Below are 21,561 nucleotides of genomic sequence, written 5' to 3'. Positions count from 1 at the left end.
TGGCGGCCGAGCGGTCGCGGCTGTCCGCAGCCGATGTCCCCGACGAGATAAGATCTCAGCTCCTGAGACCGATCAGGGCGGCGCAGGGCCAGCTGCGCGCGCTAGGCCCGGACCTGAGTAGGTTAGCGCGGGCTGCGTATACCGCGAGATACACCGATGCCGAGGTTCGGTTGGTCCTGGAGCGGGCACTATCCTTCCGGGTGAACAATCCTATGGCCCGCACCGACCACAGGGGTGGCCTGAGCCCACGGACCTCCACGCGATGGCGGCCTTCACCCTCGGTTGCGCGGAGGAGGAACTCATCGAACTCGGCTTCGACGCTGGCAAGGGTGGTGGTGGGTGCGTGGCGTACGTGCCACGTCGGGTCCTCCTGGAATCTCCGGAACTCATGGCGATCGGCGAAGCGATGACAGCCGCCGACGCCACGGAGTCCGCGAAACTGTTCGTCGCCTGCCAACTCGCCCAGGACTTCGCCTTCATTGGAATCGCCGATCAACGGCGCCTATGGACCCACTTCGTTCTACCGCAGGCCTTCGCCCGATGCCCGCTGGACGCGCTGATAGTGGACGTCGGCAGGATCCAAAGGTTCGGGCTGCCCTAGTACGGCAGCCGCCGTTCGGGATCATGGCTGGAGTTCGATGTTGAGGCGGCGTGTGTAGTGGGCTCGTCGGGCTCGGGCTTGATGTTGGCGTCGCCAGCCTGACCAGTGCAAACGGTGGGTGAGGTCGCTGGTCGGGCGGATGAGGTAGGCGTTGATGAGGCGGCGGGTCTCGTTGACGGTGAGCTTGATCAGTCCGGTGTCGGCTGGATCGTCGTCGGTGGCGTCGGCGGCGCAGATCGCCAGGACGGCGAGGGCGGCCAGGGCGAGGGTGGTGAACCGGTGCCAGGAGTCCCAGCGGCGGACCTGGTGCTGGTCCAGGCCGACCTGGCTCTTGGCGGCTTGGAAGCTTTCCTCGATGCTCCAGCGGATGCCGGCGACCCGCACAAGTTGGGCGAGGATGGCCGGTTGCGGGGTCCAGCAGCGGTAGAAGGCCAGCTCGCCGGTGCTGGTGTTGCGGCGGATCAGGAGGCTGTGCCGGCCGCCGTCGTCGGGGTCGGCGTCGGTGCACACGTCATCGAGCCAGGCCCAGTCGTAGAAGCGCGGCCCTTTCGACCCGGTGCCGGCGCTGCGGCGCTGCCACGCCGAGGCGGGCAGGTCAGCCGCGATCCGGTCGGCGCGCAGGCGGGTCTTGCCACCGTCGATCGGCACCAGGTGACTGCGGGACACCGCCAGGACATAGCCGAGCTGGTGTTCACGTAGATGCGCGCGGAAGGCACTGCTGTTGCCGTAGGCCTCGTCCGCAGCCGCCCACCCGGCCGGCACCCCGGCGTCCAGGGCCGCCGTGATCATCTCAGCGGCCAGCTCCGATCTGGTGGCGAACTCGACCTCGTCAGGCACGCCAGCGGCCTGACAGCGGTCCCGGTCCTCGGTCCACGACGCCGGCAGATACACCCGCCGATCGATCAGGGTGTGCCCGTCGGCGCCGGCGTAGCCCAGGAACACCCCGACCTGGCTGTTCTCGATCCGTCCCGCCGTGCCGGTGTACTGGCGCTGCACCCCGACCGTGTGGATGCCCTTCTTCAGATCACCGGTTTCATCGACTGCCAGGACCGCGTCCAGGCAGCCGAACCGGCCCGCGATCAGCTGCCGCACATCGTCGCGGACGGCGTCAGCGTCCCACACCGCCCGATACAACAACCGCTGCATCGCATCCGGTCTGGCGTGTCCGGCCTGCTCCGCCAACTGCCAACACGTCTTCACCTCAAGGTCAGCCAGCAGCCCCGTGACGAACTGTCCCGCCGCCCGCCGCGGTTCCACTCGGCCGAACCGGCCCGCGAAGCAGCCCAGCACCTCGGCCAGCACCCGCTCCCACCGAGCAACAGCTACGCTGTGGCACGCGGCCACCGCCAGATCTGAAGTTATGTCCACAACGTACAGACGATCACGCGGTGGCCGCCTCGCGTCCACCCCATCCGAGCGGCAAGATCTCAAACGGCGGCTGCCGTACTAGCGTCCTGAGTCGTTATTTGTCTGCAGCATGCGGGCGATCGTTTCGCGTCATCCGCGTCCACAACGCCGGCCGCTCCCAGGTGGCCGGACGCGCAGGCTCCGCCGCCTTGCCGACGACACCGTCGAGGTCCGCTCTGCCCGCCAAACAGATCAGCCCGGTGGCCGTTGAAGTCATGCGCGACGTCGGCATCGACATCACAGGGACAGCCCGGCCCGGCTCACCTGAGACGCAGCTGCAGCCAGGGAAGTCATCGCCGCCATTGGCTGCGGCGACGACGGCCCCGCCTTCACCGGCAAAGGCTACGGAGACTGGGAACTCACCGCGTAATGACGCCCCCATGTTTGACAAGTCGCGGAAATCGGCGTTGTCGCTGGTGACAGAGCTTCGGTGCCGAGGGTGAAGATCTGTCTGGCGACGTAGCCCTTCAGGAAGCGGATGACTTCCTGCGATGATTGACCTCCATGTGCCTGTTTGCAGTAGCTGGCCAGCCCCGGCAGACTACTGTGGTAGAACGACGAGGAAGGCTCTATCGTGGACCCGTCTGCCCCCGAGCCAGTGGCCGCATTCCTGAGGCTTCTCGACGAGGCAGCCCGGCGCGTACCCGAGCGCTGGTTCCTCCTTCCGGTCGCAGTTCAGAACACCACCGGACCTGTGACGCGCTATCGCGAACGTGTGTACTGCTACGAGCTTTACCACCAGATCCGGGTGCTGAGCGAAGGGCCCTGGGGCGCAGCCGCAGGCGCACCCGCCTACGTACTGTCAGGAGAAATTGACAAGGCGGGCCTGAACGCGGTCATCGACGGCGGGCAACACAAGCCGGACCTGGTCTGGCACAAACCTGGGGACTGGAGGCACAACGCGGTCGTGGTTGAAGTCAAGACAGCGGCCCCCCTCAGGCCCGCGCCGCTACGCAAAGACATCGATACCCTCAGTGTATTCCTTCAAGCGGAACGTGGGTACGAGTGCGGCGCCCTGCTCATCTACGGCGAGACAGAAAGGGACGCGCTGCGAGGACGAGTACTGCGAGCGGCGGACAGAGTGGGACTCAGCGACGCCGTCCGGCGGCGCACGCAACTGCTGTGGCATCCGAAAGCGGGCGATCGGATCAAGAACCTGGGGACGCTGACACGCTGATCCGGCGCATCCGCTTGGCGCCAACCGCGATGATCATCGCGCCGCCGCTCACGCTTATCACGAGCTTCGAGGCCGTCACACCGCACAGTGTGCTCTTGCGGTGTCGATCAGTACAGCTTCAGCCCTACATGGTCGACGATCAGCCTGCGATTTTCGGGGTCGAGCGCGAAGTGGATCCGTCCCACCTGCGACGGCGGCGCGTAATCCCTCACTTTGACGTGCGGAGTTCGGTCGTGCGTCGCGCCCTCATAGTCGAAGTATCGGATTTTTGAGGTCTTTTCGATCTTGTCGTCCTGCAAGGCGACTTTGAGATCAAACTCATCCCTTATCCACGTGTCGAGATGCGGGTAGTTCCGATCGCTGCCGTCGTAGAGCGCGACCGCCACGCGAGCAAGTTTGGTCAGACACTCGGCCATCTCGTCTGGAAAGGGGTACTTGCTCTTTTTCCAGGACGAGGCAGCTCGATCCGTGAAAACGATGCGCCCCGCTGCAGCATCCGCGAGATGAAGGAAGAGGTTCTCCGCACTGGAGGCGTCGCCCGTAACGAGCCCGGGAAGAACAGCCCACGGATCCTCCTCAGTCGCCTCAGCGTCACCCGGCATGGAGACTGCGCGGAGCGCAATCGTGAGCTGCTCGATCTTCGCTTCGAGTGCAGGCACTTTCCCAGCTTCCATCTGGAAGCGGTCGGCCCGCTGCTCCTCCTCTGCAGCAAGTTGCTGCCAATCATCGGCGCCTGCACGGGCGGCAGCCAGTTCATCTCGCAGTGCTTCAATCTGCGCGCTGGCGTCGCCTTCGGCTAGCGCATGTTCTGTCCGGGCTCGTGCATCACGATCCTGATGAGCGATCTCTGCGCGACGCGCCTCACGATAGGCGCGGTCCAGACCGCGTGCGAGAACCGAGACCGGCGCGAGCAAACGCATCAGTTGAGCTCGCAGCGTATCCGAGTCCGCGGAGCTGACTTGCGACTCGTCAAACGAGACTGTGGGGGCGGATGGATCGCTCCAAACCAGCCGAGCCCCTGCGAGTGGTGGCGCGTACCCGGGCAGGTCAGCGTCGAGAGCACGCGAAGCTCGATAGTCGAGAGTCACGACACGAACAAGGCCGACGAGCTTCGCTGCGGCTGTCCGAGCTGCCGCAAGTGCAGGCAGTGTTCGGGTGTGGACGAGCAGGATCGGCAGCCGCGAGGGCTTGCGAATGGCGTCTACTAGAGTGGCGACCTCAGCATCGGTACGAACCTGCAGGTAGCGGCCGTCTTGCAACTGCCCGACGATCGAGAGCACGATCTGGTCGTCTTCGAGTAGCGAACGGATGACGCCTGGTTGCCGGAGGTCCGCCGGTGGCGCGGGTGAGAGCCATGTCGGTGAGCTCTCCCTTGCCATCGATACGCGGACTGTCGTTCCTGAGTCGAGCTGTCCGAGCGTCAGCCGGGTCACGAAAACAGGGCCCGACTCCCGGCTCTCGTCGCGGACCTCAACTCGGATCGCTTTCGAGTCCTCTGCACCGGCGACATCCCAGACGGCTGTGCGCGGAGCACCGGACCGATTTGGCCGAAGGTCGAGACGACCGCTGGAGTCCATCGCACTCTGGTCAACGCTCTGGCCTGCGGCCAAGGCGAGCCAGGAAACGATGCTGGCCAGCGTCACCGCGTACGGATCGACTGAGTCGTCCCGCGGCCGGACCTCGAACTCCACGACATAGAGGACCTGCATCGCCCCTCCTCACACCACATGCGACGATGAACACCGTACTGTCTTTGAGCTCGGGCCTTGATGCGCAGGCAACGTGGCAGCTGGGAGTGGGTGCCTGGAGGGTCGGACCGGACAGTTGCCTGCCGCTCGGTCTCCTCGGCAGCCAAGACGTGGGACGTGCAACTGGCTGGTGACCAGCCCTGAGGACCTTGTCGGTTTGCGGTACGCCGCCGTAGCCTTTCTCCTGCCCGCACCACCAGCCGCTGTCAACGCCGGGCTGAATTTTCACGCGGAGCCAACACTGGCGTGCGCACCCGGAATGTCGGCTCCGCCTGAATAGTTCAGCCGGCGCCGACACCGGCAGGCACCGGAAAGAGAAGCGAGCGCATGAACAGGCCCGGGACCTCCGTACGACTCGTTCCTCCTGACGGATCCGGTCGCCCGGCAAGTTGACCAGTCGGCACCGACAACCTGGCTCGGCGATGGTGACATCCTGTGCCGACACTGACCTCAAGCCCGGCCGGCGCCCTCGATGGCGCAACGGACTGTGGCCCGGCGAAGCCGCAGCACCGGCGTTGGGGGGTCGCCACGGCCATGCCAATGCTGAACAATCGACAAGGCCAAATCGACAGGAGCGAGAGGGCGGGGAGACTCGGGATGACGACGTGAGACCCGACGACGAGCTCCAGAGCCTCATCGACAGCCGCCGACAGGCGGCGCGCGATCTTCCCGGCTGGCGGTCCGCGCCGGAGCGGTTGCTCACGCTGCTCCAGCATGCGACTCGCCTCCGTGCAATGGAGATTGCTCAAGCGCGTGATAGCGATGTGCCATGGGAGTCCGTCCTCGCTCAGATCATCACGTGGCACCACGAGATTCCCGTGGGACAAGGGCCCTGCGAAGACGTAGAGGCCGCGGATATCTGCCTCGCCGCCCTGGAAGCGACCCGCCTCGACAACCTCCGCGGCACCCTCAGGGCCGGTGGTTACGAGGTTCGCCGTCGTGGCGAGGCCTTCCGGATCCGACACCGCTGGAATCCCGCAGTCGAGGCGGCCGACGCCTTCCTCGAACACGCCATCGCCCCTGCCAACCTTCCCGGAATCACGTCGGTCGAACGGGCGTGGATCCGGAGCCGGCCAAGAGCATCCCGAGAACTCCCCCCCGGCGGATGTCCTCCGCGCGGCGGCGCAGCGCGCGAAAACGGCTGTCGACGCCTACCGCCACGCGCTGCCGGAGGGAAACCTCCCCGACTCCTTCCAACTCGATGGCGGCCTGACCGTGGGCCAAGTCGCTGATGTGCTGTCGGTCGTCATGGGATTCGCCTCACTGTGCGAGGCGGCGGCGCGCATGCTCAAGCGCACCGAGACGACTCTGGCGAGCCTTCGTCGGACCACGCTGCTGGAGATGACGACCGAGCTTCTTCCAACGGTTTCGACAGCATGCATCGACGCCATCATCGAACGCCTCACCTACGCTAGCGGCCGCTCCTGCCGCGTATCACCGCTGGCAAAGCTCGAGGACACCATCATCGTGTGCCCGCCGCTCATCACGCCTCGGGTCATTGACGCGATCATCCTGCGTAGTTCCGCGTACGACCCCGGCCGGTACGGGCCCGTCGGTCAACGGCAGGGCAACCGGGCAGTGAAGTGGAAGGACTGGCTCGGTCAGATACCTGGAGTCCTTGTGGCCGACCGGATACGAGCCCGGCGCCAAGACCGCCAAACGGCTGGCGACCTTGACGTGGTGGCGGTGGACCCGGGCCAGCGGCGAGGCCTCTGTCTCGAGATCAAGTGGCCTATCGACGCCATCTCGCTTCCCGAAGTCACCAAGATCGAGGACTGGGTTAGTTCAGCCGCCACCCAAGTCAACCGCCTCCGCACGGAGCTGACATCCGGCAGTGCTGTCGTGGAGATGCCCAAGGGCTGGCCCGCGTTCCCCGAAATCACCTGGACGTGGGCCGTGGCCACGCCGCAGCAGCTCTGTCTGCGGCCACTGCCCTTCGACGAGATCTACGCGACGTCCTTCCGGTACATGGCCAGCCACGGCAAGCCCCGCTCGCTCAACGACGTCATCGACACGCTCACCTCCCCCGACCTGCCCGTCGATGGTGTCGACTTCAAGATCGACACCATCGATTTTCTGCTCGGGCGGCAGAAGGTGGTCCTAGACGCCATCGGACTCAGCCAGAAGGGGTGGGAGCCGCGAAGGTGGAACTCCTGAGTGCGTGGGCGGCACGACGGGCGAGGTGTAGTCCACCGTGTGCAACTGGCGCGCCTGAGCAGGACTTACGCCCATTCTGCTGATCTTCAGCAAGCGAGCACAGCAACGCCCGTGTGCGACCCACTAACGTGCAAACAGAACAAGAACTTGCAGGTAGTAAGCCGATGGTTATATATAGAGCGTCGTCTTAGGAAACCGATGCTCTATCCCCTGAGCTACGAGGGCGCGAGGGCCCAGTCTAACGGCCTGCGGGTTGACCCGGGGTGGCAGGGAGTGGCCTGGGTTGTTCCGGCGGGTCGGGGCGGCGGATGACCACACGTCGATCACACCGACCACGTCTGCGATCGTGATCGTTGGCCTGCTTTGCCCTGGTGTGGCATCGGTTGACCCAGGGTGGTATCGGCTGGAGAGCACACGCCGCACACATCATCCAAGATCACGGCTGGCCGTTTGGGGCGCGTTCGGAGGGCCGCGAACGGGCGGGTGTTGGCCATGTCGGCGGCTGTCGGGTGAGTCGTGGGGCGGTTCAGGTGATGACACGGACGCCGGGCCAGCGGTCGGTGGGGCGGTGGCGGGCGAGTCGCTGGCGGGAGATTTCCGGGCTGACTCTGCTGGGGTTGGGTCGCCAAATCCCGTCGAGGAGGTCGTCGAGGCTGTGTGGTGCGCAGACGGCGATGTGGTCGTGTGGGTCGAGGCGGATGGCCACGGCGGTGGCGTATTCGGGCCAGGTGGCGACTGCTTCGGCGATGCTGCGCAGGGGCGGTACCGCACCGCCGCCGAACTTCGCCGGGTACCAGGTGTGTACGGCGGCTTGGTTCTTCGCTTCCCATGGTGGCTCCGGCCAGGCCGTTTCCAGCCGTTCGGTGGCGCGGTCGTCGTTGTCGCGGCTGAGGTCGGTCGGGTCGAGGAAGGCGACGTCGACGTCGCGTACCGAGCTCGGGTCGAAGCCGTTGCCGTACCGTTCGGCCCAGACGAGGTCGCGGATGACGCCGGCGCCGATCCAGGCGTCCGGCAGGGCGGAGTCCCGCACGACGCCCAGCGCCTGGATCAGCCAGGGGCTGCGCCGTACCAGATCCCGCAGTTCGTCTTTTCGCATCGCTTCCCCCTGGTTGTCGCTGTTCGGTCCTGCCCAGTCGAAACATCCGGCCGATGCGAGGCGCTCGGCCGGATTGCAGGAGGCGCGCGGCCGCCACGGTATCCGGAAGCCTCATGGTTGCACCGTCAACGGTCAGGAGATCCCAGGGCAACGGGTCTGAATCGCAGCGGCCAGTTTGGCTGTCGGCAGCGCTGCGACGATCACCTGCGCAGCCTGGGAGATGCCCGCGGTCGGGCATCGCGGTGAGGATGAGTGGCAAGGGAAGGGGGGTGGCGATGACCGAGGAATCCGCTTCGGAAGCCCCGCCGGACCCGACCACGGCCGCCGGTGCACCCGTTGTCCCGTCCTCCGTCGAACCGCCGAGCAGCCTTGACCTGTGGGTCCGGGCGCAGCAGTTGTACCGCTGGTCCGGCGAGGACGACGGCGAGCCGCACATCCTGCGCGGATTCGACTGAGACGGGCGGGGTCACCTCCGCCGGTCGGCGACAGCCGGCAGGCGGGCGGGCGTGTCCGTCATCCGCCGATGGAGGAGTGCCATGTCCATCCACGACGCACGAGTCGAAGTCATGGATCCTGTCGAGTTCGCCCGGCTGGTCAAGCGCACCCCGGTTGACGAGCTGCGTCAGGTTTTGCGCGGTGATCGGCGGGCTGAGATTCTCGATCACCTGATCGGCGCGATGCCGGCCGTGTTCCGACCTGAGGTTGCCGGCAAGACCCGTGCGGTGGTGCATTGGCGCATCGGTGACCGGGCCGACGGTGGGGTCGACTCCTACGAGATGGTCATCGCCGACGGGGTGTGCACCCTGTCGCCTCGGGTCGACGCGAAACCGCAGCTGACGTTGAGTCTTGCCGCGGTCGACTTCGTCCACCTGGTCACCGGTAACGCACACGCGGTGATGCTGGTGATGAAGGGCCGGTTGAAGACCCGTGGGGAGCTCGGGTTGACCGCCCGGTTCCCCAACTTCTTCGCCGCGCCCAAGCCCTGACCGGGCCGGGACTGCGCACCCAAGCCCTGACCCGGCCGGGCCGCGCCCCGGACCTGATCGGGCCGAACAACTAGCCGGAGGCAGCGCCATCGCGTTGCCATCACCAATTCGAAGAGGGGTACTCGAGTGACGGAGCAGCCGAACGTGATCGCCGACCTCATCGCCGAGGGCGAGGATATCGACAGGTTGGTCGCCGACCTTGACGAGCAGGGTTGGGCGACGCCCACCCCGGCGCCCGGGTGGACGGTCGCTCACCAGGTTGCCCACCTGGCTGCCACCTTCCGGCTGGCGGCGCTCGCCGCGTCGAACCCGGAGGCATTCCAGGGGGTCATCTCCCGACTGACGCCGAACTTCAGCGCCAACGTCGACGCCGCTCTGGCCGAGTTCCTGGCGGAGCCGCCACCGGTCCTGCTGTCCCGGTGGCGGGCCGAGCGGGCCGGTGCCGAGAAGGCTCTCGCCGCGTTGCCGCCGGACCAGATGGTGCCGTGGCTGGTCCGGCCTCTGCCCGCTGCCGTGCTGGCCATGGCCGGCATGATGGAGACCTTCGCCCACGGGCAGGACATCGCCGACGCCCTGGGCGTACGGCGGGAGTACACCGACCGGGTCGGTCACCTGGTCGCCTTCGCCGTCCGTACCTGGGACTTCGGCTACCTGGCCCGGGAGTTGCCGGTGCCGGAGGTGGAGTTCCGGTTCGAGTTGACCGCCCCCTCGGGCAAGGTGTGGTGTTTCGGCCCGGAGGACTCGGCCCAGCGGATCACCGGCCCCGCGGTCGACTTCTGCCTGCTGGTCACCCGCCGCCGCCACCGTGACGACCTGGGGTTGACGGCCTCCGGTGAGATCGCCGACGGCTGGCTCGACATCGCGCAGGCCTACCGCGGGCCGGCGGGTGAGGGCCGGCGTCCCGGTCAGTTCGCGGCGGCCAGCCGCTGACTTTGGTGCCCGGCACGGCGACGCCGTGCCGGGCACGCTCGTGTTTTGACCGTTGTGTGGGCAGGGTGGTCTGGCGGTGTGGTGTGGGTGTGTTCGTGGTGGTGTGGGGGTGGGGTGTTATTTGCCCTTGTGGATGGCGTTCTTGCGGATGACGGGGTAGCGGGTGCGGCGTTTGCGGCGTTTTCCGGCGGGGCGTCCGGGGCCGGGGTGGCCGGGTTTCGGGTGGCCTGGTGGTTGCCAGGCGTTGCGTAGAGCGGGCGAAACCTGTCGGCGGGTCTGGCCGGGAGTCGGGGTGGTGGTGGCGGGTTCCCAGGGCAGCCGGTGGTGGGTCAGGTGGGTGCGGGCGCAGAACAGGTGTAGGTAGGCGTAGGCGTGTAGGCGGAGCCAGGTGGTCAGGGTGTCGGGTTGGCGGGGGTGGAAGTCCGGGGCGTGGGCGGTGGTCTTCAAGTACCGGAAGTAGTGCTCGATGTCGTAGCGGGTCAGGTAGGTCATGACGAGGGTGAGCAGGTCGTGGCGGGTGCCGGAGTACCAGAGTGCGAGGTCGCCGGCGCGGCGGCTGGGGCGTAGGTGCTGGACCCGGGCGAGGAGGACGGTGCCTTCGACGATCGGGAGGGTGGTCTGGTCGGTGAAGCCGCGGCTGGCGCGGGTGAGTTTGGGGTGGACGTGGTGCCAGGCTCGGACGGTGACGGTGCCGTAGATGTCGAGTGGTCCGCTGACACCGGCGTCCGGGTGTAGGTCGGGTTCGCGCAGGGTCAGCCGGAATCCGTGTCGGCGGGGCCGGCCGCCGAGCGGGTGAGCGGCCCGGCGTTCGGGTCTGGTCCACATGGTCTGCGAGGTCGCGAGCCTGACCAGGACGTCCGCGGGAATCCTGCGTTCGCGGATCAGGTGGGTGATCCGGGCCGCAGGGTAGCCGGAATCGAGGAGGAACAGCGACCGGTCTGCCGGGCGGGCGCCGTCGGCTGCGCAGACCTGTGCGATGTGGCCGACGGTGACCTCGACCAGGTCGTCGTCGGAGGTGATGCGGTCGACCAGGACCGGCACGACCCACGAGTCCGGGGTCAGAGTCAACCGGACGACGTGCTGATACCGCCACCCGGTCTTGATCAGCGCCGCGCCGCGCGGGCCCCCCGGGGTGTACTGCGGTTGCCGGTCCGGGCTGGTCGGCGCGTTCGGCCGGGGCCAGGCGGTGGTGTCGACGGCGTACACCCGCGGCAGACCGGACCGTACGGCGATCCGGCACGCCGCCCGCAACGCCCGGCCGGTATCGATCTCACCGTCGCGTAACGCCCGGTACGCCGCGGCGTGCCCGGTGACCGCGCCCAACGACAGATGCGCCGGGCAGCCACACCGTCCCTGGTCCACGGCCAACTCGTCGACCAGCGAGAACAACGTCCTCGACCGGGACACGAGGACACCCTCGTACAACTCCCGCCGCCACGAATCCAACAAGATCCGGCCCAGCTCGCGGTCACCGGCACCGGTAGCCGTTACGCTCCTCATCGAGAACCCTGCCCATTGATGATCTTTGTGTGAGAACTCAGATCATGGACAGGGTTCTCCCTGTTCCGCTAGACCTCGACCACCACAAATCCCCACGATGGTCAAAACACGAGGGTGCCCGGCACGGCGTCGCCGTGCCGGGCACGATCATGCCCGGTCACACCGCCCGAGGCGGGTAGGTCACCGAATCTGGACACACTGCGGCCGGGGTGGGGGTGTCCCGGATCGGCAGCGAATCGTCCTGTGCCCGGCGCCGGGTGGTGGTCAGCCGGCCCCGCGGGGGTAGGGGCAGGGCATCTCGGCCGGGTGGCCGGGGTTCCGTGCGGCCTTCCCCGGCGGGGGGTCGACGGCCGACAGGCGGCCCGGTGCGGGCGGGGCCGCCTCGGAGGTGGCGTCCGGGCTACCGAAGCGCTTGGTGACCAGGTGCTCCTGGGCCATCTCGCGCAGCGCGCCGAGGGCTGCGTCCAGCAGCACCGCGCGGGCCACCGCGGCGGCCCGCTCCACCTCCATGCCGTCATGCGGGAGCAGGCTCAGCTCCCGTTCCGCGTACTGTTCCGCCAATTGCGCGTACGGGTGGAAGAACTCGGCCCCACAGCTGCATCCCAGTTGGCGGAGCGCTGCTAGGACGTGGGCCAGCCGATTGCGGCCAGGGGTGTCGTCTCCCACCTGCCAGCCCAGTTCGTCGATGAAGCGCTCGACCTCGGCCCGTTCGGCCGTCAGGGCCTCGGCGGCGTTGGAGTTGTCCAGGTCGGGGTGTACCAACCGGTTGGCGACCTGGTAGAGCCCGGGCAGGGAGAGCTCGTCATCCTCGATGGCCGCCAGTAGTTCCAGCACGGTGGACAGCTCGAGCTGACCGATGCCGGTCAGCGCCCGGATGAAGAGCAGGCGACGCCGGTGCGACTCGCCGTACTGCGCCTGGTTGCGGCCGGTCGGTTGGCCCGGCGGGAGCAGGCCCTCCCGAAGGTAGAACTTGATTGTGGCGACAGGCACGCCGGTGCGGCGGCTCAGGTCAGAGATGCGCATCGTGCTCCCCCAGCTGGTTAACTCAGCCCCGCGCTGCGATTCTCCCATGTGGAGTGGTGATGGATCAGTGGCCGTCTCCCGGGACGCTCGTGGCGGAAGCGTCCGGGACACAGGTCATGCGGCGGCCCCTCCCGCCGGCGGGCCTCAGGCCGCCTTGCGGCCGGCCTCGGAAAGCTGTGGGGCGATCCCGGTGGCGGGTGCCAGCAGTGCCTCGGTGGCCTGCTCCTCGGCGGCGAGCCGGGCCAGCGCGAGCTCGCGGCTGTCCATCAGGGCCAGCAGGACGGGCGGGTCGATGCTCTGGATCGGTTGGAAGTCCAGGTCCACCCGGATGTCGGAGTCCCGGTTGACGGTCAGCGGCCCGTGCGAGGCCACCGCGATCGGGTGGTTGGCCTCGTCGGGGGAGCCGTCCTCGCCGGCGGCGACGGCCTGGGCGAGCAGGTACCAGGTGCCCGGTGGCACCGCGGCGAATCGGAAGGAACCCCCGGCCGACAGCACCGCGCAGCGTACGGGGCGACCTTCGGGAATGCGGTCGGCGAAGAGGCCGAGGAAGACCAGGGTGTTCGGCCCGCCGGGCTGGGCGGGGATGCGGCCGTGCACTCGCGCCTCGGACAAGGCGGTCGGGCCGGGGTCGGTGGCGATGTGCGGGGCGTAGCCGGCCCGCCGTCGGTAGGCGGTGGGCGACATGCCGATGCTGCGGGTGAACCGCGAGCTGAAGGTGCCGACGCTGTTGTAGCCCACTCGCAGACTGATGTCGGCGACGTTGAGCGAGGTGGAGACCAGCAGCTGCTTGGCGCGCTGTAGCCGTAGCGCCGACAGGAAGCGGCCTGGGGACACCCCGGTCACCCGCTGGAAGATCCTGGTGAAGTGGAACTTGCTGAACATGGCCGCCCGGGCCATGTCGTCGACGGTGAGTTGCTCGCCGAGGTTGTCCCGCATCGTGTTGATCGCGCGGTCCACGGCTTGCTTGCTCGATTCCTCCATGATGCCTCCCACTGACCCGAAAGCAAATTGTGCTTGAATGGTCAATAATTGTTCTGCGGAAATAACGAGAGTTTGGTTCGGTTGCCTTTATCGAGTGATGACGGTGATTGCCGCAGTGCGCCGTTGCGCATTATTAATCTACTCCGTTCGTGGCGGATGACCCCTGCTTCTGGTCGAGGTTAACCCAGCTCTGATCGATTGACAACACTGGGAATCACCGGACGGCGACAGAGCGCAATCGTGAAGAGGGGTGCGTCATGAGCAGCGCTTTACTGGTGATATGCGCCCGTCGACCGCCTATTTGGATAGCGGTACGACCCACTTTCCAAAAGGCCGGCTGAGCTGGCCGTAATTTGACGGTGGGTTACCGTAATGGCGCCTGACCTCCGCGATTTGCCCTGGAATGTTGGTAATTGCCAGTCGGCCCAGCCGGGCCCTGCTCACGCCCGGTGGAGGTTGTGCTGAATGGGCAGGATTGTTGCCAGTGATGATGAATCTGGATGATTTATTCACTCATGGCCGCGGCGGCGATTTCTTAATGCTGGCTTAATCTTGGGCCGGTTATTGAAATCGATTTCTGGCACCCGGGTTAATGGTTGCAGAACTGCCTGCGCCCGATCTTACGGAATCGGTCGTCGGCGTTTTGTGTCGGTTGGTGATCCGACGACGGGGGTTGATCATTCGGCTGAATCTCCCATGGATCTACATCGTTGATCTAGGTGCGCTCGAGAATGATCGTCGAAATGGTACGGCCCGCTGGCCGTCAGTGTACGGGTCCCACTGATCGCACTGCACCGTCTCGCCCCTTCGACCTTCACCAGGGAAGGAAGGGCCACAGGTGGGAACAAGGCCGGCCGCACATCCCATCGGTGAGACACCTGCACCGTGGGCACCTTACCGATCTCGCCGGGGGTACGAAATCGGTGGTGGCGCCCCCGGAGGTGGATCGACCAGGGGCGCCGGCGACCTCGCGGAAACGTCCGACCAGGGCATCGCCAATGGTGCGGCGGATTTCAGTCCGCGAATGGTGCCGGCGCGACCCGGGTGCCCAGGTAACGGGCTGCGGTGAGGCTAGACCAGGCGGCCAGTTCGACCAGGGCGCGGTCGTCGTACCCGTGGGCGCGTACCCGGTCGATGTCGGCGGCGGTGACCCGGTAGGAGGCGTACGCCACGAGCATCGCCAGGCGTCCCGCAGGGCGATCCGGCTCCGGCAGGCCGGCCACGCACTCCGCTAGCCAGCGAATATCCCTCAAAAGGGGCGTAGTGCCGTCCAGGGCGGGCGGGGGAGCCTCCAGCCGGGGCAGCTGCGCGGCCACCAACCGGCGTACCGACTCGGGGACACTGCGCTCGCCGGCCGCCTCGACCACCGCGGCGGACCGGGAGAAGGCGGCGACCAGGTGCGGCCGGCCACCGGTCCAGGACAGGTCCGACGGCACCGGCGCCGGGGGTAGCAGGCCCGGCGACTCACCCGCGACCACGGTCGTACGGGCCAGTCCGCCCAGGATCCGGGCCGCGCCTCGCCGCAGCACCGCCGCCACCGGACCGGGCACCGGGGGCAGGGGTGAGTCCGGCAGGAATACGTTCACCATCCGATTCAGGTAGTGGAACACCACCGCCACCCCGACTAGTTCGGGGCCCTGCTCGGGCGGGAACGGCGGCGGCCCGCCGCGAACGGCCCAGTTGGCCAGGTCGCGTAGCCGGGGATCCCGCAGATCCGCCAGTCGCCCGGTCAGCACCGCCGCCGCGTCCGGACCAGTGAGCAGGCCGGCGAGGGTGCCGCCGTGCACGTCCACGCAGTACGGGCAGCGGTTGGCGGTGGAGACGCCGGCAGCCACGATCTCCCGGGCTTCCCGGCCCGCGGGGCCGGGTGCCAGCAACGCCTCGCGCAGCATGGTCCAGGCTGCGGCGAGCAGGGGTGGGGCGACCGCGTGCAGCGCCACCGGGGGTGCGAGCATCCCGAAGTCCCGTTCGACCTGGTGATACACCTTGGCCACCGGCCCACGCGCCGGACCGGGTGCGACCGGTGCGACGTACCGCAGTTGCACCGCCGTGGCGCCCCGGGTGACCCTCGTGATGAGCTTTCGCACCGATACCTCTTCCTGAAACAGGGCGCCGGCCGGCGGATGGCCGGCCGACGCCCCGATGGGTCAGCGGGAGAGCACGGCTCGGCGGCCCGCGGTGGCGCCGTCAGGGGACGGGGCGCCGTACTTGACGGAGATGCCCCGTTCCTGGGCGGCCCGGACGATGCCCGGCACGGCACGTTCCGCCAGGGCCGCGATGGTGGAGGCCGGGTTCACCGTGAGGGCGCCGGGAACGGCCGACCCGTCCGTGACGAAGATCCCGGGATGCCCCCGCAGCTCGTGTCGGTCGTCCAGGGCCGAGGTGGCCGGGTCGTCGCCGATCCGGCAGGACGCCAAGGGGTGCACCGTGTACGCGCCGACCAGGTCATTCGTCCACGGTTCGACCTTGGCCAGCCCGTCGCGTTCCAGGATGTCCTTGATCTCGGCGTCGGCCAGCGACCAGCCTCGCCGGGTGTTCTCGGTCGGCCGGTAGCTCAGCGGACCGTGCCCCAGCATCTGCTGGGAGAAGCGGTGCGCGTTGCCGGTCTCCGGCGGCGGCCCGAAGACGCCCTCGTTGTCGTCCTCGGACATGATGAAGATCGTCAGCCAGGACTTCCAGCGCCGCAGCATCTCCTTCTTGTCCACCCCGAACCAGCTGGGGCCGGTGGCGTCGGGCGCCTGCGCCAGGATGGTGCCCAGCCCCGGCGGGAAGTAGAGCTGCTCCAGCGAGTACCGCTCGAACTCGGGCAGGTTGCCGTCGAGCCGGTCCCAACTGGCCACGGTCGGGCCGCGCCCGATCTGGTACGCCTCATAGGCCCGCCCGTCCGGGCGGGACAGCCCGAGCACCTCCCGCACCCGGTCCTCGTCGAAGACGGCGGTGTTCAGTCGCTCGCCGTTGCCGGAGAAGTAACGCCCCACCGCGTGCGGCATGGTGCCCAGAGCGGGCTCCGACCGTTGCAGGATCACCGGGGTGGCACCGGCGCCCGCCGCCACGATGACGAGCTTCGCGTCGATCGCACCCTCGTCGTGCAGGATGCGGTAGTCCTCGCCGTCGACGATCCGGTAGTGCACCCGGTAGCTGCCGTCCTCCTTGCGGGTGATCCGCTGCACCTCGTGCAGTGGCCGGATCTGCGCGCCGTGCGCCAGGGCCGCCGGCAGGTAGTTCATCAGCAGCGAACGCTTGGCGTCGAACCGGCAACCGGCCATCATCCAGTTGCAGTTGGTGCACATGTCCACGTCGACCGCGGACGGCGCCGGGTTGGCGGTGCGCCCGGCGTGCTTGCAGGCTGCGGCGAACAGACCACCGGCGAACGGGATCTTGTCCCAGGTCTGCCGGGTGATCGGCAGCGCCTCGGCGACCCGGTCGTACCAGGGTTCCAGGGTGTCCCGGCTGATCGAGGCCGGCCACATCCGGCGGCCGATGCTGCCGCGCCGCTCGAAGACGAAGCGCGGCGCGCGCGGCATGGTGGCGAAGTAGACCACGCTGCCGCCGCCGACGCAGTTGCCGCCGAGCACACTCATGCCGTCACCCACCACGAAGTCGAAGACCCGGGTGTACGACGAGCCGAGCAGGAAGTCGTGGTCGAACTCCTCGCCCTGTAGCCAGGGGCCGCGCTCCAGCACGGTCACCTGGGCACCACCGGCGGCCAGGTGGTACGCGGGGATCGCCCCGCCGAAGCCGCTGCCGATGATGAGAACGTCGGTCGATTCGATACTGGTCATGCTGGGCTGCCCGTCGCCGTCGTGTCAGGGTGAAGGTCGGCCAGTTCCCGGCCGTAGGAGAAGGAATCGAAGCGCCAGATGCCGTCTTCCTGCGGAAGTTCGTAGCCGATGGTGAGCAATCCGGGGTGGCCGGCGGCCAGCGCCTCGGGGGTGCTGAGGTGCGCGGCGCTGTCGAAGGCCATGTTGCTGAACAGGGCCAGGCCCACCCACATCTGCTTCTCCGGGTGGTCCGGCCGGGTGAGTATGGACACCAGGGCGGTGCGGTGTTCGAACGACAGCGCCACGAAGGGCGGCACCGTCGGGTCCAGGGTCAGACCGTGGTCGCTGGCGTACTGCCCTGCGTGCTCGTTGAGGGCGAAGGCCAGGGAGTCCAGCCCTTCGGCCAGACCGCCGGCCGGGTCTTCGAGTAGCTCGATGGCACCGGCCGCCACCGCTCCGCCGCCGGCCGCCACCCCGGCCACGGTGCGGTCCCCGGGAAACCGCTTCTCGCCGGGAATGATGGTGTCGGCGAACGCCTCGAGCACCTGGGTCCGCTCCGGGTCGCGCTCGGAATTGTCGGGCTGCACAGCATCGCCTCCTGTCCGTGCCCCGCTCCGGTGACCCGCCGGGCACCACTCGCTGGTCGGGTCCTCATGGTCTCGACGGGACGACCGGGACCGCATCTTCGTCGTTGCGCTCGCAAGGAAAACCCCGAAAATGGGGACAAGCCGCCCATGTCTGCGTGTCCTTCTTCGGTCGTGCCCTGGACCGCCCGAGATCGTTCCGGCTGGCCGGAACGCGCTGATACTGGCCAGACGCACGTCAGTGGATGGAGGCAGAGATGGTCGTCGGTCGGGTCGCATCCTCAGTGGTCCAACGTCAGGTCAGGTATGTGACCCCGGTGCCCGCCGCCTCGGCCGGCGGGCTGGTCGCCGAGGTGTACGCGCAGGTCGCCGAGGAGATGCGGCTGGTGATTCCACCCGCGTTGATGCACTCACCGTCGCCGCAGGTGCTGGCCGCGTACTGGGCTGTGGCGCGGGAACCGTTGGTCACCGTCGGTGCGGTGGACCGGGGCACCAAGGAGGCGGTGGCGGCGGCGGTGTCGGTGGCCAACATCTGCCCGTACTGCGCGGACATGCACACCGTCGGGATGTACGACCTGACCGGCGAGCACGCCGCCGAGGCGGTCGGCAGCGACCGGGTGCAGGACATCGCCGACCCGGCCCTGCGGGAGGTGGTGGCCTGGGCCCGTAACGCGCACCTGCTCGATGAGGCCGTACCGCCGCCGCCCAGGTTGACCCCCGCCGACCGGGCGGAGTTGATCGGGGTGGTCGTCGCCTTCCACTACCTGACCCGCATGGTGAACGTGTTCCTGGCGAACTTCCTGCTGCCGCCCGGGCTGGCCCCCTGGTCCCGCCGTCGGTTCAAGCAGGGGATCAGCCGGGTCATGCGCCCCACCCTGCGCGATCCGCGCACCCCGGGGCTGGCCGCAGGCCTGCTTCCCGCCGCACCGCTGCGCGAGGACACCGCCTGGGCCGCGCCCCGGCCGGCTGTCGCCGCCGCGATCGGCGCGGCCGACCGGGTCTTCCGCGCTGCCGGGGAAGCCACACTCTCCCCGGAGGTACGCGACATGGTGACCATCCGACTGGCCGACTGGCGGGGCGAGGACACCGGGATCAGCACCGACTGGTGTGAGCGGTTGATCGCTGACCTGGAGCCGGCGGACCGGTCCGCCGCGCGGCTGGCCCTGCTCACCGCGTTCGCCTCGTACCAGGTGAACGAGGAGGTCGTCGACGAGTTCCGCCGCCACCACCCGCAGGACCGCACCCTGGTCGAGGTGGCGGCGTGGGCCGCCTGGTCGGCCGCGGTGCTCGTCGGTGCCCGGCAGTCGGGCCCGGTGCTCGGGCCCTCGACCGCCGGGCACTGAGCCCGACCGGGAGCGCATGAACGAAGGCGCACACAACGTGTTCGGCATATGACGATGGGTGCACCCGGCTACGGCATGTCGCCGGGCCGTGAGGAGGACGACGATGCCGACCACCCTGGGTTCGCTGCGGCGGCTGGCCCTGACCCCGTCGCTGATCGAGACGACCTTCGCCCGTCGGGGCTTCCCCGTCGTGCCCGGTCCGGTCACGCGCCGGCTGGAAGCCATCCCGCAGGCGGTGATCTGCGGGTTCGAATGGGGCATCGACATGCGGGACCAGTGGGAGCTGGAGCGCCGCCTGGAGCTTGTCGAACCGGAGATGCGGGGCTTCGCGTACGAGGGCGCGGCGATGGCGCTGACCGTCCTCGACGCGATGCCGGGACGCCGCCGCCACCGGGCCCGGGACCTGCTCGCCGGCCCGGGGCGCCCGCACACCTTCCTGACCTACATCGGCATCGGGTTCGCCATGGCCCGCCTGCCGCGGGTGCTGTGGAAGGGGGTGCTGCCCGACCTTAGCGGCACCCCGTACTACCCGACGATGAGCTGGCTGGCCGTCGACGGGTACGGATTCGACCGGGCGTACTTCGAGACCGAGCGGTGGGTGACCCGGCAGGAACTGCTGCCCGCGTACCCCTGGCAGGGCCGGGCGGACTACTTCCCGCGCGCCGTCGACCAGGGCATCGGCCGGGCGTTGTGGTTCATCCACGGTGCCGCCGTGGCGGATGTCGCCGCAGCGGTACGGCGGTTCGCGCCCGCCCGGCAGGCGGACCTGTGGAGCGGTGTCGGCCTGGCGGCCACCTTCGCCGGCGGTGCCGACCTGACCGGCCTGCGCTCCCTGGTGGAGGCCGCTGGGGAGGACCACGCGCACCTGGCACAGGGGGCGGTCTTCGCGGCTAAGGCCCGGCACTTCTCCGGCTTCCAGCCGGCCCACACCCAGGTCGGGCTGACGGCCCTGGCCGGCCTGTCGGTCGAGGCGGCCGCCGCCCTGGCCGACGACGTCGCGGTCGGCGGCCTGGCCGAGGGCACCGAACCGGACTACGAGGTGTGGCGGCGCCGGATCCGCGCCCATTTCCCGGTGCCCACCACGGCCGTATCTTAGCGATTTCCGCTATCCATTTTTCGCGCTCCTTGTGTGGGCGTCGATCCGGTGTGTCCGAAACTGCGGTCAAGCGGCGCAATGGTGAAGAAGAAAGTCTCCGTTCGGGCTGAAACCATTGGCAGCATATTAGTTGCCCGGGGAGTGCTTGATGAGAGCTTGGCAAAGGCTGCGACGGCGTGTTCTTACCCCCGACATTTCCCAGACGAAGTGTGATGTTCGGGGTTTCCACGTCAAGGACGAGGCGACGCGTGACCGGCTGGAGACCGTCGGCGCATCGTTCCTCGCCGGATTCGGCGAGGCTGCGGAGGCCCGCGTCGTAGACGACGTGGTGGCCCCACTGGAGCGGCTGGCCCCCACCTGGCGCGGCTTCGCCTACGAGGGCGCCGCGATGGGCCTGGCCATCCGCGACGCACTGCCCGGACGGGGCGGGCGGGTGACCGAATTCCTCACCGGCCCCGGTGACCCGCACGTCTACATGGCGTACGTGGGGGTGGGTTGGGCGATGGCCCGGCTACCCCGGTTCCTCTGGTCCCGGCTGTCCGCGCCGGACCCGCTGCTGCGCTGGCTGGTGCTGGACGGCTACGGCTTCCACCAGGCGTACTTCCGGACCGCCAGCTACATCGAGGGGCGGTACCGCGAGGCGACCTTCCCGTGGCCGGGCGACGACCCGGGCGGGTACGCGGTCCGCGCGATCGACCAGGGGGTCGGCCGGGCCTCCTGGTTCGTGGTCGGGGCCGACCCGGACCGACTGGCCCGCCTGTTCGCCGGGTTCCCCGAGCGGCGTCGGGCGGACCTGTGGGCCGGTACCGGCCTGGCCGCCACCTACGCCGGCGGCGCCGACAAGGCGGAGCTGGAGCGGCTGCGCGAGCTGTCCGGGGCGTACCACGGGGAACTGGCCCAGGGATCGGCCTTCGCGGCCGGGGCCAGGGTGCGCGCCGGCCTGGTGGTGCCGCACAACGAGGTGGCCACCCGGGTGCTCTGCGGGCTGTCCACCGAGGAGGCCTCGGCGGTCACCGACGAGGCCCGGGTCAAGGTGGCGCCGGCGAACGGCCTACCAGCGTACGAAGTGTGGCGGCAGCGGATCAAAAACGTTCTTGTGTCGGCCTGAAGCAATTAACTCGATTCATTCACCGAAGGCCGTGCGCGAATCTTTCTGTGCTGCGCGGGCGTC

General features: G+C 68.5%; 18 protein-coding genes. 9 read left to right on the top strand and 9 right to left on the bottom strand.

The window, feature by feature from the left end:
• Window positions 1–262: 262 nt before the first annotated feature.
• A complete protein-coding gene (locus OIE53_RS19620) occupies window positions 263–601 on the top strand; it encodes a hypothetical protein (protein WP_327022995.1) in 339 nt (112 codons plus the stop codon).
• Between the two features lie 21 nt (window positions 602–622).
• On the opposite strand, the gene OIE53_RS19615 is transcribed toward OIE53_RS19620, so the two are convergent.
• A complete protein-coding gene (locus OIE53_RS19615; RefSeq protein ID WP_327027288.1) occupies window positions 623–1,888 on the bottom strand; it encodes an IS701 family transposase in 1,266 nt (421 codons plus the stop codon).
• A gap of 718 nt (window positions 1,889–2,606) precedes the next feature.
• Between OIE53_RS19615 and OIE53_RS19610 the strand changes: the two genes are divergently transcribed.
• Complete coding sequence (locus tag OIE53_RS19610) at window positions 2,607–3,185, top strand: hypothetical protein (protein ID WP_327022994.1); 579 nt, start codon at window positions 2,607–2,609, stop codon at window positions 3,183–3,185.
• A gap of 107 nt (window positions 3,186–3,292) precedes the next feature.
• On the opposite strand, the gene OIE53_RS19605 is transcribed toward OIE53_RS19610, so the two are convergent.
• Window positions 3,293–4,894 carry a hypothetical protein gene (locus tag OIE53_RS19605; RefSeq protein WP_327022993.1) on the bottom strand — a complete coding sequence of 534 codons (1,602 nt, stop codon included), beginning with the start codon at window positions 4,892–4,894 and terminating at the stop codon, window positions 3,293–3,295.
• A gap of 957 nt (window positions 4,895–5,851) precedes the next feature.
• Here OIE53_RS19605 and OIE53_RS19600 point away from each other — a divergent pair.
• Complete coding sequence (locus OIE53_RS19600; RefSeq protein WP_327022992.1) at window positions 5,852–7,090, top strand: hypothetical protein; 1,239 nt, start codon at window positions 5,852–5,854, stop codon at window positions 7,088–7,090.
• Window positions 7,091–7,616: 526 nt separating this feature from the next.
• Here the strand turns inward: OIE53_RS19600 and OIE53_RS19595 are convergent.
• Window positions 7,617–8,186: a nucleotidyltransferase family protein gene (locus tag OIE53_RS19595; protein ID WP_327022991.1), complete on the bottom strand. Its 570-nt coding sequence runs from the start codon at window positions 8,184–8,186 to the stop codon at window positions 7,617–7,619.
• A gap of 275 nt (window positions 8,187–8,461) precedes the next feature.
• On the opposite strand from OIE53_RS19595, the gene OIE53_RS19590 reads away from it, so the two are divergent.
• The 3 genes from OIE53_RS19590 to OIE53_RS19580 all read left to right on the top strand — a co-directional run bounded on the left by OIE53_RS19590 (window position 8,462) and on the right by OIE53_RS19580 (window position 10,102).
• The gene (locus tag OIE53_RS19590) at window positions 8,462–8,641 is read left to right on the top strand and encodes a hypothetical protein (RefSeq protein ID WP_327022990.1); all 180 of its coding nucleotides are present in this window, start codon (window positions 8,462–8,464) and stop codon (window positions 8,639–8,641) included.
• A 111-nt stretch (window positions 8,642–8,752) separates the two neighbouring features.
• The gene (locus OIE53_RS19585; protein WP_327022989.1) at window positions 8,753–9,172 is read left to right on the top strand and encodes an SCP2 sterol-binding domain-containing protein; all 420 of its coding nucleotides are present in this window, start codon (window positions 8,753–8,755) and stop codon (window positions 9,170–9,172) included.
• A 126-nt stretch (window positions 9,173–9,298) separates the two neighbouring features.
• Complete coding sequence (locus OIE53_RS19580; RefSeq protein WP_327022988.1) at window positions 9,299–10,102, top strand: TIGR03084 family metal-binding protein; 804 nt, start codon at window positions 9,299–9,301, stop codon at window positions 10,100–10,102.
• Window positions 10,103–10,219: 117 nt separating this feature from the next.
• On the opposite strand, the gene OIE53_RS19575 is transcribed toward OIE53_RS19580, so the two are convergent.
• The 6 genes from OIE53_RS19575 to OIE53_RS19550 all read right to left on the bottom strand — a co-directional run bounded on the left by OIE53_RS19575 (window position 10,220) and on the right by OIE53_RS19550 (window position 17,954).
• Window positions 10,220–11,602: a hypothetical protein gene (locus tag OIE53_RS19575; protein ID WP_327022987.1), complete on the bottom strand. Its 1,383-nt coding sequence runs from the start codon at window positions 11,600–11,602 to the stop codon at window positions 10,220–10,222.
• Window positions 11,603–11,866: 264 nt separating this feature from the next.
• Complete coding sequence (locus OIE53_RS19570; protein ID WP_327022986.1) at window positions 11,867–12,625, bottom strand: MerR family transcriptional regulator; 759 nt, start codon at window positions 12,623–12,625, stop codon at window positions 11,867–11,869.
• A 144-nt stretch (window positions 12,626–12,769) separates the two neighbouring features.
• The gene (locus OIE53_RS19565) at window positions 12,770–13,606 is read right to left on the bottom strand and encodes an AraC family transcriptional regulator (protein ID WP_327022985.1); all 837 of its coding nucleotides are present in this window, start codon (window positions 13,604–13,606) and stop codon (window positions 12,770–12,772) included.
• A 1,013-nt stretch (window positions 13,607–14,619) separates the two neighbouring features.
• Complete coding sequence (locus tag OIE53_RS19560) at window positions 14,620–15,693, bottom strand: carboxymuconolactone decarboxylase family protein (protein ID WP_327022984.1); 1,074 nt, start codon at window positions 15,691–15,693, stop codon at window positions 14,620–14,622.
• A gap of 60 nt (window positions 15,694–15,753) precedes the next feature.
• The gene (locus OIE53_RS19555) at window positions 15,754–17,388 is read right to left on the bottom strand and encodes a GMC family oxidoreductase (protein WP_327022983.1); all 1,635 of its coding nucleotides are present in this window, start codon (window positions 17,386–17,388) and stop codon (window positions 15,754–15,756) included.
• Complete coding sequence (locus tag OIE53_RS19550) at window positions 17,385–17,954, bottom strand: DUF5987 family protein (protein ID WP_327022982.1); 570 nt, start codon at window positions 17,952–17,954, stop codon at window positions 17,385–17,387. Before OIE53_RS19550 ends, OIE53_RS19555 begins: the two co-directional genes overlap by 4 nt.
• Window positions 17,955–18,259: 305 nt before the next feature.
• Between OIE53_RS19550 and OIE53_RS19545 the strand changes: the two genes are divergently transcribed.
• The 3 genes from OIE53_RS19545 (at window position 18,260) to OIE53_RS19535 (ending at window position 21,498) form a co-directional block, all read left to right on the top strand.
• Window positions 18,260–19,294, top strand: coding sequence for a carboxymuconolactone decarboxylase family protein (locus tag OIE53_RS19545; RefSeq protein WP_327022981.1), 1,035 nt, complete (start codon window positions 18,260–18,262; stop codon window positions 19,292–19,294).
• 103 nt (window positions 19,295–19,397) lie between these two features.
• Window positions 19,398–20,390 (top strand): DUF1702 family protein, encoded by a 993-nt coding sequence (locus OIE53_RS19540; protein ID WP_327022980.1) that lies wholly within the window; start codon window positions 19,398–19,400, stop codon window positions 20,388–20,390.
• 148 nt (window positions 20,391–20,538) lie between these two features.
• On the top strand, window positions 20,539–21,498 hold the full coding sequence (locus OIE53_RS19535) for a DUF1702 family protein (protein ID WP_327022979.1): 960 nt from the start codon (window positions 20,539–20,541) through the stop codon (window positions 21,496–21,498).
• Window positions 21,499–21,561 lie beyond the last annotated feature (63 nt).

This window comes from Micromonospora sp. NBC_01739 (assembly GCF_035920385.1).
Classification (GTDB): Bacteria; Actinomycetota; Actinomycetes; order Mycobacteriales; family Micromonosporaceae; genus Micromonospora.
Note: the sequence above shows the minus strand (reverse complement) of the source record. Positions and strands in the feature narration are given on the sequence as shown.

What these genes read in the sequence shown, in the direction of transcription:
- OIE53_RS19535 (WP_327022979.1), top strand. Translation starts at nt 20,539, where the DNA reads ATGAGAGCTTGGCAAAGGCTGCGACGGCGTGTTCTTACCCCCGACATT.
- OIE53_RS19605 (WP_327022993.1), bottom strand. Translation starts at nt 4,894, where the DNA reads ATGCAGGTCCTCTATGTCGTGGAGTTCGAGGTCCGGCCGCGGGACGAC.
- OIE53_RS19565 (WP_327022985.1), bottom strand. Translation starts at nt 13,606, where the DNA reads ATGGAGGAATCGAGCAAGCAAGCCGTGGACCGCGCGATCAACACGATG.
- OIE53_RS19595 (WP_327022991.1), bottom strand. Translation starts at nt 8,186, where the DNA reads ATGCGAAAAGACGAACTGCGGGATCTGGTACGGCGCAGCCCCTGGCTG.
- OIE53_RS19555 (WP_327022983.1), bottom strand. Translation starts at nt 17,388, where the DNA reads ATGACCAGTATCGAATCGACCGACGTTCTCATCATCGGCAGCGGCTTC.
- OIE53_RS19620 (WP_327022995.1), top strand. Translation starts at nt 263, where the DNA reads ATGGCGGCCTTCACCCTCGGTTGCGCGGAGGAGGAACTCATCGAACTC.
- OIE53_RS19575 (WP_327022987.1), bottom strand. Translation starts at nt 11,602, where the DNA reads ATGAGGAGCGTAACGGCTACCGGTGCCGGTGACCGCGAGCTGGGCCGG.
- OIE53_RS19540 (WP_327022980.1), top strand. Translation starts at nt 19,398, where the DNA reads ATGCCGACCACCCTGGGTTCGCTGCGGCGGCTGGCCCTGACCCCGTCG.
- OIE53_RS19570 (WP_327022986.1), bottom strand. Translation starts at nt 12,625, where the DNA reads ATGCGCATCTCTGACCTGAGCCGCCGCACCGGCGTGCCTGTCGCCACA.
- OIE53_RS19590 (WP_327022990.1), top strand. Translation starts at nt 8,462, where the DNA reads ATGACCGAGGAATCCGCTTCGGAAGCCCCGCCGGACCCGACCACGGCC.
- OIE53_RS19585 (WP_327022989.1), top strand. Translation starts at nt 8,753, where the DNA reads ATGGATCCTGTCGAGTTCGCCCGGCTGGTCAAGCGCACCCCGGTTGAC.